General features: G+C 62.7%; 16 protein-coding genes and 1 pseudogene. 12 read left to right on the top strand and 5 right to left on the bottom strand.

Annotated features, from left to right (window positions below; genetic code table 11):
- Both FJ492_RS02490 and FJ492_RS02485 read right to left on the bottom strand, forming a co-directional pair.
- Positions 1 to 482: pseudogene (locus tag FJ492_RS02490) on the bottom strand (dihydroorotase); the annotation flags it as partial.
- The gene (locus tag FJ492_RS02485) at positions 479 to 1,459 is read right to left on the bottom strand and encodes an aspartate carbamoyltransferase catalytic subunit (protein ID WP_140768294.1); all 981 of its coding nucleotides are present in this window, start codon (positions 1,457 to 1,459) and stop codon (positions 479 to 481) included. The pseudogene FJ492_RS02490 and the gene FJ492_RS02485, both read right to left, overlap by 4 nt.
- A 171-nt stretch (positions 1,460 to 1,630) precedes the next feature.
- On the opposite strand from FJ492_RS02485, the gene FJ492_RS02480 reads away from it, so the two are divergent.
- The 3 genes from FJ492_RS02480 (at position 1,631) to FJ492_RS02470 (ending at position 4,284) form a co-directional block, all read left to right on the top strand.
- On the top strand, positions 1,631 to 3,259 hold the full coding sequence (locus FJ492_RS02480) for a DNA alkylation response protein (protein WP_140768292.1): 1,629 nt from the start codon (positions 1,631 to 1,633) through the stop codon (positions 3,257 to 3,259).
- Positions 3,260 to 3,394: 135 nt separating this feature from the next.
- Entirely contained in the window at positions 3,395 to 3,943 is a 549-nt protein-coding gene (locus tag FJ492_RS02475) for a hypothetical protein (RefSeq protein ID WP_140711883.1), read from the top strand.
- Positions 3,943 to 4,284, top strand: a complete 342-nt coding sequence (locus FJ492_RS02470; RefSeq protein WP_027142588.1) for a DUF6105 family protein — start codon at positions 3,943 to 3,945, stop codon at positions 4,282 to 4,284. Before FJ492_RS02475 ends, FJ492_RS02470 begins: the two co-directional genes overlap by 1 nt.
- Here the strand turns inward: FJ492_RS02470 and ruvX are convergent.
- Positions 4,202 to 4,708 (bottom strand): Holliday junction resolvase RuvX, encoded by a 507-nt coding sequence (gene ruvX / locus FJ492_RS02465; protein ID WP_140768289.1) that lies wholly within the window; start codon positions 4,706 to 4,708, stop codon positions 4,202 to 4,204. The two genes, FJ492_RS02470 and ruvX, sit on opposite strands and share 83 nt — an antisense overlap.
- A 123-nt stretch (positions 4,709 to 4,831) precedes the next feature.
- Between ruvX and FJ492_RS02460 the strand changes: the two genes are divergently transcribed.
- The 6 genes from FJ492_RS02460 to FJ492_RS02435 all read left to right on the top strand — a co-directional run bounded on the left by FJ492_RS02460 (position 4,832) and on the right by FJ492_RS02435 (position 9,291).
- The gene (locus FJ492_RS02460; RefSeq protein WP_140768287.1) at positions 4,832 to 5,539 is read left to right on the top strand and encodes a metal-dependent hydrolase; all 708 of its coding nucleotides are present in this window, start codon (positions 4,832 to 4,834) and stop codon (positions 5,537 to 5,539) included.
- A gap of 48 nt (positions 5,540 to 5,587) precedes the next feature.
- Positions 5,588 to 5,980 (top strand): hypothetical protein, encoded by a 393-nt coding sequence (locus FJ492_RS02455; RefSeq protein ID WP_246673770.1) that lies wholly within the window; start codon positions 5,588 to 5,590, stop codon positions 5,978 to 5,980.
- Positions 5,981 to 6,068: 88 nt separating this feature from the next.
- On the top strand, positions 6,069 to 6,356 hold the full coding sequence (gene gatC / locus FJ492_RS02450; protein WP_140505509.1) for an Asp-tRNA(Asn)/Glu-tRNA(Gln) amidotransferase subunit GatC: 288 nt from the start codon (positions 6,069 to 6,071) through the stop codon (positions 6,354 to 6,356).
- Positions 6,357 to 6,363: 7 nt separating this feature from the next.
- Positions 6,364 to 6,819: a GNAT family N-acetyltransferase gene (locus FJ492_RS02445; RefSeq protein WP_140505507.1), complete on the top strand. Its 456-nt coding sequence runs from the start codon at positions 6,364 to 6,366 to the stop codon at positions 6,817 to 6,819.
- Positions 6,819 to 8,384 carry an amidase family protein gene (locus tag FJ492_RS02440; RefSeq protein ID WP_140505505.1) on the top strand — a complete coding sequence of 522 codons (1,566 nt, stop codon included), beginning with the start codon at positions 6,819 to 6,821 and terminating at the stop codon, positions 8,382 to 8,384. The genes FJ492_RS02445 and FJ492_RS02440 overlap by 1 nt, the downstream gene beginning before the upstream one ends.
- Positions 8,385 to 8,493: 109 nt before the next feature.
- Complete coding sequence (locus tag FJ492_RS02435) at positions 8,494 to 9,291, top strand: YdcF family protein (protein ID WP_140711690.1); 798 nt, start codon at positions 8,494 to 8,496, stop codon at positions 9,289 to 9,291.
- On the opposite strand, the gene FJ492_RS02430 is transcribed toward FJ492_RS02435, so the two are convergent.
- Positions 9,264 to 9,983: a DUF599 domain-containing protein gene (locus FJ492_RS02430; protein ID WP_140711688.1), complete on the bottom strand. Its 720-nt coding sequence runs from the start codon at positions 9,981 to 9,983 to the stop codon at positions 9,264 to 9,266. The genes FJ492_RS02435 and FJ492_RS02430 overlap by 28 nt on opposite strands.
- Positions 9,984 to 10,153: 170 nt before the next feature.
- Here FJ492_RS02430 and FJ492_RS02425 point away from each other — a divergent pair, with 170 nt between their 5' ends.
- From FJ492_RS02425 to FJ492_RS02415, 3 genes are all read left to right on the top strand, one after another.
- On the top strand, positions 10,154 to 11,557 hold the full coding sequence (locus FJ492_RS02425; RefSeq protein WP_140750245.1) for an L-serine ammonia-lyase: 1,404 nt from the start codon (positions 10,154 to 10,156) through the stop codon (positions 11,555 to 11,557).
- Positions 11,558 to 11,633: 76 nt separating this feature from the next.
- Positions 11,634 to 12,071, top strand: coding sequence for a DUF1489 family protein (locus tag FJ492_RS02420; protein ID WP_140768285.1), 438 nt, complete (start codon positions 11,634 to 11,636; stop codon positions 12,069 to 12,071).
- Between the two features lie 346 nt (positions 12,072 to 12,417).
- Positions 12,418 to 13,119, top strand: coding sequence for a DnaJ domain-containing protein (locus FJ492_RS02415; protein ID WP_140711686.1), 702 nt, complete (start codon positions 12,418 to 12,420; stop codon positions 13,117 to 13,119).
- 46 nt (positions 13,120 to 13,165) lie between these two features.
- Here the strand turns inward: FJ492_RS02415 and FJ492_RS02410 are convergent, their stop codons facing one another.
- Entirely contained in the window at positions 13,166 to 14,587 is a 1,422-nt protein-coding gene (locus FJ492_RS02410; protein WP_140768283.1) for a D-alanyl-D-alanine carboxypeptidase family protein, read from the bottom strand.
- Positions 14,588 to 14,752 lie beyond the last annotated feature (165 nt).

The following is a 14,752-nucleotide window of genomic DNA, read 5'->3' as shown; positions in this document are numbered from 1 at the left end:
ATCGTATGCCGCCCATCGGTGAAGGCGACCGCACCCGCCTCGCGTAGCAGGCCGAACTCCGTCATTTCGCGCCCGTGGAGGCCCTTGGTGATGGCGGCGGCCGGAAAGATGTTGACGACGGCCGTATCCTTGGCGGTGCGCAGCACGAATTCGACCAGCGCCACATTGTCGATCACCGGGTCGGTATCGGGCATCATGACGATCGACGTCACCCCGCCCGCGGCCGCGGCGACACTCGCCGAAGCGATGGTTTCGCGATGCTCGCCGCCCGGCTCTCCGATGAAGACGCGGCCATCGATCAAACCTGGCATGATCGCCTTGCCGGCGCAGTCGATTGCCCTGGCGCCGTCGGGGACGCCCTGGTTCAGCGCTGCCTTGCCAGCGGCAACGATTTTCTTGCCATCGATTATGACCGAGCCGACTTCGTCGATGCCGCGCGAAGGGTCGAGGATGCGGGCACGTTCAAAGACCGTGATGCTCATGCGCCGCGGCCCCCTTGATTGCGGCCCTCTTGATTACGACGGGGATCGAGCAGCGCTTCCATCACCGCCATGCGCACGGCGACACCCATTTCCACCTGCTCCTGGATGACGCTTTGCGGGCCGTCGGCGATTTCGGAGGCGATCTCGACACCTCGGTTCATCGGGCCGGGATGCATGACCAGCGCGTCGTCCTTGGCCGCCTTCAGCTTCTCGGCATCCAGGCCGAAATAACGGAAATATTCGCGCACCGACGGCACGAAGGCGCCCTCCATGCGCTCGCGCTGCAAGCGCAACATCATCACCACATCCGCGTCCTTGAGGCCTTCCGCCATCGAGCGGCAGGCGATGACGCCCATCCTTTCGATGCCCGAGGGCAACAGCGTCGAGGGCGCCACCACGCGGACCTGTGCGCCGAGTGCGTTGAGCAGCATGATGTTGGAGCGCGCCACGCGCGAATGCAGGATGTCGCCGCAGATCGCCACGATCAGCTTCGACAGCGGACCCTTGGCGCGGCGGATGGTGAGCGCGTCGAGCAGCGCCTGTGTCGGGTGTTCATGCGCGCCATCACCGGCATTGACCACCGAGCAGCCGACCTTCTGCGCCAGAAGGGCCGCCGCGCCGGCCGACTGATGGCGGATGATCAATATATCGGGCCGCATGGCGTTCAGTGTCATCGCGGTGTCGATGAGCGTTTCGCCCTTTTTCACGGAAGAGCTCGCCACCGACATGTTCATGACGTCGGCGCCGAGCCGTTTTCCGGCCAGTTCGAAGGACGACTGCGTGCGGGTCGAGGCTTCGTAGAAGAGATTGATCTGGGTGCGGCCGCGCAGCGTCGAGGTCTTTTTCTCGGACTGCCGCGAGATCGCGACCGCCCGATCCGCCCTGTCGAGCAACAACTCGATGTCGGCGGGCGAAAGATCGCTGATGCCCAGAAGATGGCGGTGAGGATAGAATGGCAGGGACGAAGCGTCGGTCATCTCAAGGGGCTGCTATAGGGTGCGGATTTCGCGCCCGCAAGCACCCGCTTTGGATTGACGCCGTTCTCCCCGGTATTTTCGTCGCGCGCGCGGCAACGCTTGGGCTATATCTAGCCGATGGCCTCGGATTCGAGGCTTTCCGACGATAGGGCCTTTCTAGAAGGATTGGGCGTGACCGACGACGTGACGAACCAGCCGCCGCCGTTGACGGGCGGCAACGCCTGGCGAGGCGATCCGTTGCTGATCCAGCTTGCCGAGCGCTTTTCGGATCCGGTGCGCAAGGATCTCGATGGGCTTGGCCGTTTCGTGCTCACGCAAGAAGCCCAGGAACTGGCGCGCCTCGCCAATGTCGAGACACCGAAACTCAGGACCCACGATCGCCAGGGACGGCGCATCGACCTGGTCGAATTCCATCCCGCCTACCACGCCTTGATGCGCCGTTCGGTGGCCAACGGCCTGCACTCTTCAGTCTGGGAAAATGGCGACGCCGAGATTGGCCGCCGCCATCAGGTGCGGGCCGCCCGTTTCTACCTGACCGCCGAGCTCGAGACCGGACACCTCTGCCCCATCACCATGACCAGCGCCTCGCTGGCGGCGCTGATGGCCAGTCCAAAACTGTTTCGCGAATGGGCGCCGCGCGTAACGACGCGCAAATACGACCAGAGCCAAAAGCCGCCGGTCGAGAAGACCGGGCTGACGCTCGGCATGGGCATGACCGAGAAACAGGGCGGCACGGATGTGCGGGCCAATGTGACCAGGGCGGAACGCGTCGGAAGTGGGTTCTACCGCCTGACGGGACACAAATGGTTCATGTCGGCGCCGATGTCGGATGCCTTCCTAGTGCTGGCGCAAGCGCCGGAGGGGCTGTCATGCTTCCTGGTGCCGCGCGTGCTCGGCGACGGGTCGGGCAATGGCTTTCGCTTCCAGCGGCTGAAGGACAAGCTCGGCAACCGCTCCAACGCGTCTTCCGAGGTCGAGTTCGTCAACGCCATCGGCGAGATGGTCGGCGAGCCCGGCGCCGGCGTCAAGACGATCATGGACATGGTGACGCTGACCCGGCTCGACTGCGCGGTGGCGTCTTCGGCGATCATGCGAGCGGGGCTGGCCGAAGCGATCCATCATGCTCGTCATCGCCAGGTGTTCGGGACCAACCTGATCGAGCAACCGCTTATGCAGCGGGTGCTGGCCGACATGGCGCTCGATGTCGCCGCGGCGACCGCGCTCTCGTTCCGGCTGGCGCGTTCCTTCGACGAGGCGGCGAGCGATCGCGGCGAGGCGGCGTTCGCCCGCGCCATGACGCCGGTCGTCAAATACTGGGTCTGCAAGATCGCGCCGCCGCTGCTTTATGAGGCGATGGAGTGCCTTGGCGGCAATGGCTATGTCGAGGAAGCTCCGCTCGCGCGCTATTACCGCGAAGCACCTGTCAACGCGATCTGGGAAGGATCGGGCAATGTCATGGCGCTCGATGTGCTGCGCGTGCTTGGCCGCGCCCCGGGCCTTTTCGAAGAGGTGCTGGGCGGCATCGACCGCGACCTGGGTGCCGGCGGACGCGGCACGGTCGGTGTTCTGAAGGCGGCCATGCAGGTCGCTTCGACCGACGAGGGCTCGGCCCGGCTGCTGACGGAACAGCTTGCGCTGTCGGCGGCGGCGGCCGAGTTGCGCCGGCTGGGGGCAGGGCGGATCGCCGACGCTTTCGTCGAGACGCGGCTCGCGGGCCAGTGGCGCAATACCTACGGTATGCTCGATTCTCGTCACGATGCGCGCATGATCATCGATACGCTCTATCCGACGGTGAATTGACGGCGATGCCATTCATCATCCGAGGGCGTTGCCGGAATCTTCACCGGCCCAGCCGCCGTTAACCTTAACAAATGGTTTCCATTGCGGCAGCGCATCGCAAAGCCCACTGTCATTCCTGTCGAAGCAGGAATCACGATGCGACACGTATTGACCTCCTTTCTGTCCGTGCACTGGGCGATCGTTTTCGGCCTGCTCGCGCTGATTTGTATCGATGGAAATCGAGGTGTGGCGGCGGCTCTTGGCGTACTCGGGGTGGCCGTCGAGAGCGCCCGATTGATCAATCTGGAGAATATCGTCGTGGTCGCTCCGCTGGCGACCGCGTTGCTGGTCGTGGCGGTGCTGTTCTTCTGGGCCTTTGTCGATACGCTGATCAACGACGCGTCCAGCCCGGGCGCCGACAGCGTCATTCGCATCGCCTTTATTTCGGCTTCCGGCGTGATGTCGATGATCCTGATCGGCGGCGCGGCCCAAGGCATCAACGGTCTGTTCATGGTGGTGGCCGTGCAACTGGCCGCACTTCTGGCTTCCTATGTCGCGATGCTCGCCGAACGGCGTTCCGTAGCTGCGTTGGATGAGGACGAATTCCACGCCACGGCGCACAGCATGGCGAAGGCCGCGGCGCATAATTCGCTGCTCTCCCTGATATCGGGCCGGACCGGCTCGAACGGCAAGGGAGGTCGCTGATGCGCTACATCTTCGCGTTGTGGGCGGGCCCGATGGCGCTGTTCTGGGGCTGGTTCTATCTGTCGGCCAACGACATGAATTTCGGCTACGTCATGCTCAGCCGGCAGATGCACGACTTCTTCTTCCAGCTCTATGGTCAGATACTCGGTATCGATCCAGCGATCATCCCCGGTATGGTGGCCAAGACCTGCATCTTCGACGGTTTTCTGCTTATGGCGCTGTGGGCGTTTCGCCGCCGCAGTGAGATCATCGGCTGGATCAGGCAGAGGTCGGTGGTTCAGGTTCCCTTCGATCGGCTGCATCGAGCGACTGAAGCCGGTCCAAAACTCCCTGCAGAATAAAGGCAGCTGCCGCCGAATCGATCTTGCCGGCACGTTTGGCGCGCGAGAAGTCCATTTCGATCAGCGTCCGTTCGGCCGCGACCGTCGATAGCCGCTCATCCCAGAACACGAAGGGCAGATCACTCAGCTGCGCCATGTTGCGCACGAAGGCGCGCGATTTCTGTGCGCGTGGGCCTTCCGACCCGTCCATGTTGATCGGCAGTCCGATCGCCACCGCACCGACATTCTCCTTCTCCAGCAACGCCAAAAGGGCGGCGGCATCGAGTGAGAATTTCTTTCTGAGGATGACCGGGCGGGGATGAGCGAAGGAGAAACCCCGGTCGGAAACAGCGACGCCGATCGTCTTGTCGCCGAGATCGAGCCCCGCCAGGGTCTTGCCATGGGCGAGCCGTGTCGGCAATTGCTCAATCGTGATGACAGCCAACGGTTTTCCTCGTCTTTTCGGCGCCACGCGTCTTTTCGGATGCGCGGCGGACACTATACCCTTTGATATCTGGGCTATCGGCGTTCTATCGTCTGGCTCGGCAAAAATCGAGGAAATGCATTCATGAAACTGACCTGGTACGGCCACTCGGCCTTCCGCATCGAAACGGGTGCCGCGAAAATCCTGATCGACCCTTATCTGATCGGCAACCCGTCCTGGACGGGCGATTGGGAAGGGCCGGCCGAAGGGATCACGCATGTTCTTTTGACACACGGGCATAGCGACCACATCAGCGGCGCGCTGGAAGTGCTCGGCAAGAGCGGCGCGCAACTGGTCGCCAATTTCGAGATCTGCATGTACCTGGTCGGCAAGGGCGTCAGCGACAAGGAGATCAATCCCGGCAATATCGGCGGCACGGTCGATTGCGGCGGCTTCACCACCACCTTCGTCCAGGCGCTGCACTCTTCCTCGTTTGGCGAAGAGGGCGGCAACAACGTCTATCTCGGCAATCCGGGCGGGCTGGTTCTGCATTTCCCGGAAGACAAGACGCTCTACCACATGGGCGATACTGACATCTTTTCCGACATGACGCTGATCAACGAACTGCACGAGCCGAAGATCGGTATTGTTCCGATCGGCGACCGCTTCACCATGGGCGGCGCGGTGGCAGCCCTTGCCTGCCGCCGCTTCTTCAAGTTCGACACGGTTATCCCTTGCCATTTCGGCACGTTTCCGATGATCGATCCGACGCCTGAGAAGTTCGAAGCCGGCATGGAAGGTTCCGGCGTTAAGGTCGCATTGCCGAACATCGGGGAAACGATTACCATCTAGAAACAACCAAAGCGGAACAAATCCATGGCGTTGGGGCGATCTCTTTGCATGTCGATGTTTGTCGCGGCGTCGCCCGCGCTCGCCGCGGATGATTTCATCGAAGGCGTCTATCTCCAGTCCGAGGAACTTTGCGTGCAGGCTAAAAAGGACACGCTGCAGACGCTTGTCGATGCCGGCAACACCGTGCTTTCGAAGAATGGCCTGCAAGGCGTGGAATACAATTGCGAGTTCGTGCAGGTCAGCAAGGCGACGCGCTCGCCGAGCTGGGCGGTGACGGCCATCTGCCAGGAACCGGGCTATGTCTTTCCCGATGTCCTGTCGGTGACGCGGATCAGCCCGACGCAGCTCGATCTCGTCTCGGTCCGGCCCATCGACGATGAGAGCGAGGCGAGCGGTAACAGCGGCAGCTATTATCTATGCGAAGGCGTTGAGCTGCCATGAAGCTCTTTGCCCGATTGTCGGCCGGCGCATGTTGCGCGCCGCGCGCCGCGCCGCTATAGCGCGGACTGGTTTTTCCCGAGGCGAATACATGTCCGTTGATGTCAAGACAGTGAAGCGCGTTGCGCATCTCGCCCGCATCGCAGTGAGCGAGGAAGATGCCGAGCGCATGACCGGCGAGTTGAACGCCATACTGGGCTTCGTCGAACAACTGAACGAGGTCGATGTTTCCGGCGTCGAACCAATGACCTCGGTGACCCCGATGGAGATGAAGAAGCGCGGGGATGTCGTCACCGACGGCAACAACGCGGCCGACATTGTCGCCAATGCACCGGCGACCGACGAGAATTTCTTCCTCGTGCCGAAGGTCGTGGAGTAAGGCGTCGATGGCAATCGAGATCGCCATCGAGACGCCGCTGCAGAATGACGTGCGCGACCTGGTCAGGCAACTCAACGAAACCTTGCTCGAATTGACGCCGCCGGAGCATTGCTACCATCTGACGGTCGAGCAGATGGCGGGCCATGACACGACCGTGTTCATCGCCCGCGACAACGGCACCGCCATTGGTTGTGGAGCGCTGAAGCGCCATGGCGGCGCCATTGGCGAGGTCAAACGCATGTATATCAGGCCGTCGCATCGCGGTCGGCGGATCGGTGCCAGGATTGTGGAACGCGTTGAAGCCTTGGCGCGCGATGAAGGGCTTAAGCGGCTGGTGCTGGAGACCGGTGATCGCCATCCCGCCGCCTGGACCGTCTATGAACGTGCCGGTTTCTCGCGTTGCGGCCCGGTGCTGGATTATCCCGATTCCGAGTGGTCGGTATTTTACGAAAAGAGCCTTTGATGAGCGACCTGACCCATCTGACGATTTCACAGGCCCGCGCCAAGCTGCGCGCCAAGGAGATCACCGCGACCGAGATCACCGAGGCCTATCTCTTGGCGATCGATCGCGCCAATCCGACGCTCAATGCCTATGTCGCGGTGACCGGCGACAAGGCGCGCGACATGGCCAAGACGTCGGACGCCAGGCTGCTCAAGGGCGAGGGCGGTGCGCTGGAGGGCATTCCGCTCGGGATCAAGGACCTGTTCGGCACCGAAGGCGTCCATACCCAGGCTTGCAGCCACGTGCTCGACGGCTTCAAGCCGCGCTATGAATCGACTGTCACATCCAATCTGTGGGCCGACGGCGCGGTCATGCTTGGCAAGCTCAACATGGACGAATTCGCCATGGGCTCGTCCAACGAGACCTCCTACTATGGCCCGGTCATCAACCCGTGGCGGCGTTCGCGCCTCGATACGGTGGTGATGCCGACGACACATCAGGGTGACGGCGGCTTCGTTTCGGCCGGTGGCACGAAAACCCAGCGCAGCCTCGACAATGCACAGCTGGTGCCGGGCGGCTCTTCCGGCGGCTCGGCGACCGCTGTGTCAGCCTTCCTGTGTGCCGGTGCGACGGCGACCGACACTGGCGGTTCGATACGCCAGCCGGCCGCCTTCACCGGCACGGTCGGCATCAAGCCGACCTATGGCCGCTGCTCGCGCTGGGGCATCGTCGCCTTTGCCTCGTCGCTCGACCAGGCCGGGCCGATCGCTCGCGACGTGCGCGATGCCGCGATCCTGCTCAAGTCGATGGCCTCGGCCGATCCGAAGGACACCACGTCCGTCGACCGGCCGGTGCCGGACTATGAGGCTGCGATCGGCAAGCCGATCAAGGGCATGAAGGTCGGCATTCCCAAGGAATACCGCGTCGACGGCATGCCGGAGGAGATCGAGGCGCTGTGGCAGAAGGGTATTGCCTGGCTCAGGGATGCCGGTGCCGAGATCGTCGACATCTCCCTGCCGCACACCAAGTATGCGCTGCCTGCCTATTACATCGTCGCGCCGGCCGAGGCTTCTTCCAACCTCGCCCGCTATGACGGCGTCCGCTACGGCTTGCGCGTGCCGGGCAAGGACATCGTCGAGATGTACGAGAAGACCCGCGCCGCCGGCTTCGGCCGCGAGGTCAAGCGCCGCATCATGATCGGTACCTATGTGCTGTCGGCCGGCTACTACGACGCCTACTATCTGCAGGCTCAGAAGGTGCGCAATCTGATCAAGCGCGACTTCGAAAACGTCTTCGCCGCCGGCGTCGATGTCATCCTGACGCCGGCTACACCGTCCGCCGCCTTTGGCATAGCCGACGAGGACATGGCCGCCGATCCGGTCAAGATGTATCTCAACGACATTTTCACGGTCACCGTGAACATGGCCGGTCTGCCGGGCATTGCCGTGCCTGCCGGCCTCGATCCCAAGGGATTGCCGCTCGGCCTGCAACTGATCGGCAGGCCGTTCGAGGAAGAGACATTGTTCCAGACCGCCGCCGTCATCGAGCAGGCGGCCGGCTCATTCCAGCCGGAGAAGTGGTGGTAAGGGTACCGCTCGCCTGGCGCATGATCCCGAAAATCGCGATCGATTTTCGGAGAGAATCATGCGCAAAACCAAAGCATTACAGAGCCCTTGATGCCGTAAGGGTTGAGCGATGTTCTACTATCTTTCCAAGATCTTCTGGTTCTTCATCCAGCCGCTCAACCTGACGATCTTCCTGCTTTTGGCGGGGCTGATCGCCGGGATGATCGGCCGGCGGCGACTTGCCGTCACCGGCAGCGTGCTGGCGTTCCTGATCCTTGCGCTGTCGGCCTGGACATCATTTGGCGCCATGATGCTCAATCCGTTGGAGGAACGCTTTCCCAAGCCGCCTTTGCCGGCGAAGGTAGACGGCATCGTCGTGCTCGGCGGCGGCTTCGAGGGCGCCATCAACCTCGCGCGTGGCGGCTATGAATTGAACAGCAGCGGCGATCGCATGGTCGAGACCGCAATCCTCGCCCGGCGTTTCCCGCAGGCAAAGGTGGTCGTCTCCGGTGGAAACGGCTCACTGTTCTTCGACGGCGAAGGTGATGCCGACACCGCTCCGCGCCTGCTCGAGGCGCTGGGTGTCCCGGCCGATCGGCTGATCCTCGAAGACAAATCCCGCAACACCTACGAGAATGCGGTCTTCAGCCACGAACTGGTCAAACCCAAACCGGGCGAGACATGGCTACTGGTGACATCAGCCTTTCACATGCCACGCGCCAAGGCGCTGTTCGACAAGGCCGGTTTTTCAACCGTTCCCTGGCCGGTCGACTATCGCACCTCCGGTCGGGAAGGCATCGGGCTGTTTCGCGACAATGCGGCCGATTCAGTGCAGAACACGACCATGGCCGTCCGCGAGTGGATCGGACTTTTCGCCTATTGGCTTTCCGGGCGTATCGATCAGCCGTTTCCGGCGCCGGGCGGCTGACCGATCACGGCGCGCCGCGCCGCCGAGAAGAACTGGCGCCGTATCAGGACGGCCAGCAGCAGAAGCGTCGACAGCACGAACACCACCGGATCCACGAACCAGCCGAGATAGCCGATCGAGAAGAACACGCCGCGCAAGCCCGAATTGAAATGCTTGCCGGCCAGCACATTCATTTGCGTCGCGCGCCACACAGCCGTTTGCGTGACGTGATTGCGCGAGGCTTCGCCATGTGGGATCGGCACGGCGCCAATCAGGATCGAGCAGTAATTGAACAGCCTGTAGGCCCAGCCGAATTTGAAGAAGGCAAAGGCCAGGATCAGCACCAGTCCCAGCACCTTGATCTGAAAGGCCGAGCGCGACGGCGCGCCGCCCAAGGGCAGAGTGCTCAGCACCTCAAGCACCCGGTCGGACGCGCCAAGCAGGGCGAAACAGCCGCCGAGCGCGATCAGTGAACTGGAGGCGAAGAAGGCGGTTCCCTGCTGCAGGCCGCTCATGATGGCGGTGTCGACGATGCGGATCTCACGCTCGGCCATGGTGCGCATCCAGGCCTCGCGTTGGGCATTCATTGCAGTCGTCAGCGAGATGCGGCTAACCAGCTTACCATCGGACGCAAGCGTGTGCAGCACCCATGCGAGGAGGAAAAAGCCCAGCGCCGCGAGATCGGCCGTCGAAAGATAGGAGGAATCGCCCATAGGGGGAATTTATCACATCTTGATCGCTTTGATCGCCGCATGCAGCGTCGGGCAATCAATGTCGCTGCCGGAGCAAACAAGGTCGGCAGGTGCTGCGCCGCGATTGTCAAAAGAGCGGAAACATCTCGGGAATTCCTATATGTAGTCCTCGACATGATCCAGGAGACAGCGTGTTCCTTTCGGTTTTCGACCTGTTCAAGATCGGCATCGGCCCCTCGAGCTCGCACACCATGGGGCCTATGACGGCTGCGCGCCGGTTTCTCGACGAGGTCGCGGGCGACGACTGGCCGCGCCCCGCCGGCGCCAAGGTCGACCGCATCGGCGCCAGCCTGCATGGCTCGCTCGCCTATACCGGCATCGGCCATGGCAGCGACCGTGCCGTCATTCTCGGCCTTGCCGGCCAGACGCCGCAAACGGTCGACCCCGACCAGGCTGACGGCATCATCAGCCGCATCACCGCCGACAAGCTGATTTCACCGCCCGGCCACCCATCCTACCATTTCGACCCGACCACCGATCTGGTGCTCGACCGCAAGACACCGCTCACCGGTCATGCCAACGGCATGGCGTTCTACGCCTACGACGCCGGCGGCCGGGTGCTGCTCAAGCGCATCTACTATTCGATCGGCGGTGGCTTCGTGGTTTCGGAAGAAGAGCTGCAGCGGATGAAGGCAAAAGGCTCGGTCACGACCGAGGGCAAGAAGGTGCCGTATCCCTTCAAGAACGCGGTCGAGATGCTGAAGATGGCGGCCAAGAGCGGCCTTTCCATTGCCGACATGAAGCGCACCAACGAGGAAACGCAGATGTCGCGCGAGGCGCTCGACACCGGTCTCGACGCTATCTGGGATGCGATGAAGGGCTGCATCGACCGCGGCCTGTCGCAGGACGGCATCATGCCGGGTGGGCTGAAGGTGCGGCGGCGCGCCAGACAGCTGCATGACAAGCTGCAGGAGCAGTGGCAGCAGAACCGGCCGAACCCGCTGCTCGCCAATGACTGGCTTTCGATCTATGCGATGGCCGTCAACGAGGAGAATGCCGCCGGCGGGCGTGTCGTCACCGCGCCGACCAACGGCGCGGCCGGCACGCTGCCGGCGGTGCTGCGCTACTGGCTGCATTTCCATCCCGAGGCCGACCAGCCGAGCATCCGCGACTTCCTGCTGACGGCAGCGGCTGTCGGCGGCATCATCAAGTCCAATGCGTCGATCTCCGGCGCCGAAGTCGGCTGCCAGGGCGAGGTTGGCTCAGCATCGGCGATGGCGGCCGCCGGGCTGTGCGCCGTCATGGGCGGCACGCCCGAACAGGTCGAGAATGCCGCCGAGATCGCGCTCGAACATCATCTCGGCATGACCTGCGACCCGGTCGGCGGGCTGGTCCAGGTGCCATGTATAGAGCGCAACGCTCTGGGTGCCGTCAAGGCGGTGACGGCCGCGTCACTGGCCATCAAAGGCGACGGCGTGCATTTCGTGCCGCTCGATGCCGCGATCGAGACCATGCGCCAGACCGGCCTCGATATGAACGAAAAGTACAAGGAAACCAGCCTTGGCGGGCTTGCGGTCAATGTCGTGGAGTGTTGAGGGCTGGCCCAAACCGGCACTGTGGAGAAGTCCGTCAGGCCGTTGACGTCTCGGCGCCCCGAACTAACCTTAGCGAATGGCTCTCAATCTCCTAAAGCTTTGCGTCGGCTGCGACAGTGTCGAGGATCTCGAAGAGTGGATCGCCTTCCGTCTTGACGAGCGCCGCCGTGCCGGTGAACCAGCCGAACACTGGCACACCACCCGCATGATGCCGACACGTGGCGCCGAGGTCACCGATGGCGGCTCGCTCTACTGGGTGATCAAGGGCAGCGTGCAATGCCGCCAATTGATCACGGAGATACGGCCGTTCATCGATGACGACGGCATCGGCCGCTGCCATTTGATGCTCGATCCCGAGGTGGTGCGTACCGACTGGCAGCCGCGCCGCGCCTTCCAGGGCTGGCGTTACCTGAAGCCAGCGGACGCTCCGGTCGATCTCGGCAAGGGCAAGGCGGGATTGGTCGAGATGCCGCCGAAACTCAGGCGCGAGCTGGCCGAACTCGGCTTGCTCTAACGCATGTCGCCCAAAAGTGACCTCGGTTTTGGGAGAACGACATGCATAAAGACAAAGCCTCTGAAGCGCGTCGCATAGGTCCGTTTCGACGCGACGTGCTTTAGACTTTTTCTGGCCCTCAATCTTGCCTCGTGCTGGACTTGCAAGCGACGGGACAACGCCACATCTTCAAATCCATGCGCGATGAAGAACCGTCGAAGTCGACACAGGCCGCGGCGTTGCGGAACCAGTTCGCACGATGGTCCTCTTCCAGCCCGGGTAAAGGCCATGATTCTGGCGCAGAAAAAGTGTTGAAGGACATCACGCGGCTGTCCAGGCGGACAGGATACCTGCGGGGCGATGGGAAATGTTAGGCGCAATTATCGTTGTGGTCGCGTTGTTGCTGGTGCTCCTGGGGGTAGCCACGGCCTTTCTCCGCGCGGATCCGGCGCAACTCGCAAGCGGGATGAGAACCTTGGGGCCGATCCTGCTGGCGCTGGTCGGCGGCGCCGTGCTCCTGGTAGGGCATCAAGCCATCGGCGGCATCATCCTGTTCGTGGCAATCGCCTGGTACGGCGCCACGCGTACAGGCCGGCCAAATGCCAGGCCGGTTGCTGGAAAACGCTCAACCGTGCGGACAGCGGCACTCGAGATGGAACTCGATCACAATACGGGCGGCCTTGAAGGGCTGGTTCTGGCCGGCCGCCACGATGGCAAGATGCTCGGCTCGATGACCCTTGCGGAATTGCAGCATCTCTACCGCGAGCTCTCCGGCGATCCGGAGAGCCGGCAGTTGCTAGAGACGTATCTTGACGGCAGATTTCCCGTCTGGCGCAAACACGCTGAGACGAACGGTGGCGAAGGGCTGGGTGTTGCGCCAAGTCCGGGCGCCATGACTAAGGAGGAGGCCTACAAGGTCCTTGGTCTTGAAGCGGGGGCCGCCGCGGCGGATGTCCGCAAGGCGCACCGCCGCCTGATGCAGCGCCTGCACCCCGATATCGGCGGCACGTCTTTCCTGGCGGCGCGGATTAACGAAGCCAAGGACGTCTTGCTCTCCAATCACAACTAGTCTCCTTCGACGCAAAATTTTTCCGGGAGATACCTTCCACGCGGTCCTATTGCTGGACGGCGTAGCACTCGATTTTCTTCTTCTTCAAAGCGGTGCAAGCCTTCCACGCGGCATCCTTCGACCCAAAGCCGCCGAAACGCGCGCGGTAGTAGGTGACGCCGTCCTTGTCGAAAGCGACGGTGAAGCCGGAAGCGTCGGCCAGCACCTTGGGAGCCTGCTTGGTTGTGTTGTCGAGGAAAGCCTGGGCTTCGGACTGCTTCGGCGAGGAAGCGACCTGGATGGCCCAGCCTGACGGGACCGACGCGGTGTTGACCGGATCAACGGCCGGGGCGGGCTCTGCATAGGCAGCCACGACCTGTGCGGTGGCGACCTTGGGAGCGGAGACGATGACCGTCTTCACCTTCTTTGCCGGGACAACCAGCTTGGGGGTCTCTGCCTCGGCTGTATCCTCGTCCTCGCTGTCGCCCTGGGCAACGGTCGCGTCATTCGCGACGGCCGTATCGGCTTCCGCCACGGCCACCGGCTTTTCGTCCGGAGTCGGCGCGTCATGCTTGGGCAGGAGAACCTTCGCAAGTGCGCTGATGGGATTGCTGTCCGCCTTGGCGACCAGATCGCCGCCACCGCGGGTCGATGCCCTCGGCAAATAGGCGTTGATCAGACCAGCCATCTGGTTGTCGCGGCTGCCGCCCGAGGTGCCGCCCATGACGACGGCGACAAGGCGGCGGTTGCCGTCAGATACGGATGAGACGAGATTGAAGCCGGAGGCGCGGGTGTAGCCGGTCTTGATGCCGTCGACGCCCTTGATGCGTCCGAGCAGGCGGTTGTGCCCGTTGATGCGCTGGCGACCGTAGAGAAAGGAGCGCTGCGCGAAATAGCCATAGTACTGGGGAAAATGTTCCCTGAGTGCGATGCCGAGCGTGGCCATGTCGCGCGCGGTGGTGAACTGCCCCGGGTCGGGCAGGCCGTTGGCGTTGCGGAAGACGGTGCCGTTCATGCCGAGCTGCCGCGCCTTGGCCGTCATCATGCGGGCGAAATTGGTTTCATTGCCGCCGAGCATCTCGCCGAGCGCGGTCGCCGAGTCGTTGGCCGACTTCGTGACTATCGACAGGATCGCGGTCTCGACCGCGACCGATCCGCCCGGCTTCACGCCGAGTTTGGTCGGCGCCTCGGCGGATGCATGGGCTGAAAACACGACTGGCGTGTCTCTGCTGATCTTGCCCTTCGCCATCGCTTCGAAGGTCAGATAGAGCGTCATCATCTTGGTCAGCGAGGCGGGATAGCGCCGGCCATCGGCATTGGCCGAGTAGAGCACTTTGCCGGTCTTGGCGTCGACGACGATGGCTGCCGATTTTGCCGCGAACGACGAGGCGGCACCTGCGACGACGAATGTCATCGCCATGGCGAGGATCATGATCGTTTTGAGAGGGGACGCGGATTTGGAAACGATGCCCGACAACGCCTGACGCACTGGTAGTTCCTTTGAATTTCTCGTTGCGTTGGAGGCGGCAAAGGGATCCTGCCTCACTTCCAGCCAAGCTAGCGGGGCAGCGTTACCAATCCGTTTATGGTAACCGCCGCGTTCACCATTTTCTGGCGGTTTGAGCCTTCCTTTATTTGAATTTTAGCCATTGCC

This window comes from Mesorhizobium sp. B2-5-4, assembly GCF_006441095.1.
In the GTDB taxonomy this organism is placed as follows: Bacteria; Pseudomonadota; Alphaproteobacteria; order Rhizobiales; family Rhizobiaceae; genus Mesorhizobium; species Mesorhizobium salmacidum.
This window is presented reverse-complemented; position numbering and strand designations above follow the sequence as displayed.

Bases quoted from the DNA above. Each gene is read 5' to 3' on its own strand.
- FJ492_RS02475 (WP_140711883.1), top strand. From the start codon at position 3,395: ATGCGACACGTATTGACCTCCTTTCTGTCCGTGCACTGGGCGATCGTT.
- FJ492_RS02420 (WP_140768285.1), top strand. From the start codon at position 11,634: ATGGCTCTCAATCTCCTAAAGCTTTGCGTCGGCTGCGACAGTGTCGAG.
- FJ492_RS02470 (WP_027142588.1), top strand. From the start codon at position 3,943: ATGCGCTACATCTTCGCGTTGTGGGCGGGCCCGATGGCGCTGTTCTGG.
- FJ492_RS02485 (WP_140768294.1), bottom strand. From the start codon at position 1,459: ATGACCGACGCTTCGTCCCTGCCATTCTATCCTCACCGCCATCTTCTG.
- FJ492_RS02430 (WP_140711688.1), bottom strand. From the start codon at position 9,983: ATGGGCGATTCCTCCTATCTTTCGACGGCCGATCTCGCGGCGCTGGGC.
- FJ492_RS02415 (WP_140711686.1), top strand. From the start codon at position 12,418: ATGTTAGGCGCAATTATCGTTGTGGTCGCGTTGTTGCTGGTGCTCCTG.
- FJ492_RS02445 (WP_140505507.1), top strand. From the start codon at position 6,364: ATGGCAATCGAGATCGCCATCGAGACGCCGCTGCAGAATGACGTGCGC.
- FJ492_RS02455 (WP_246673770.1), top strand. From the start codon at position 5,588: ATGTCGATGTTTGTCGCGGCGTCGCCCGCGCTCGCCGCGGATGATTTC.
- FJ492_RS02460 (WP_140768287.1), top strand. From the start codon at position 4,832: ATGAAACTGACCTGGTACGGCCACTCGGCCTTCCGCATCGAAACGGGT.
- FJ492_RS02440 (WP_140505505.1), top strand. From the start codon at position 6,819: ATGAGCGACCTGACCCATCTGACGATTTCACAGGCCCGCGCCAAGCTG.
- gatC (WP_140505509.1), top strand. From the start codon at position 6,069: ATGTCCGTTGATGTCAAGACAGTGAAGCGCGTTGCGCATCTCGCCCGC.
- FJ492_RS02435 (WP_140711690.1), top strand. From the start codon at position 8,494: ATGTTCTACTATCTTTCCAAGATCTTCTGGTTCTTCATCCAGCCGCTC.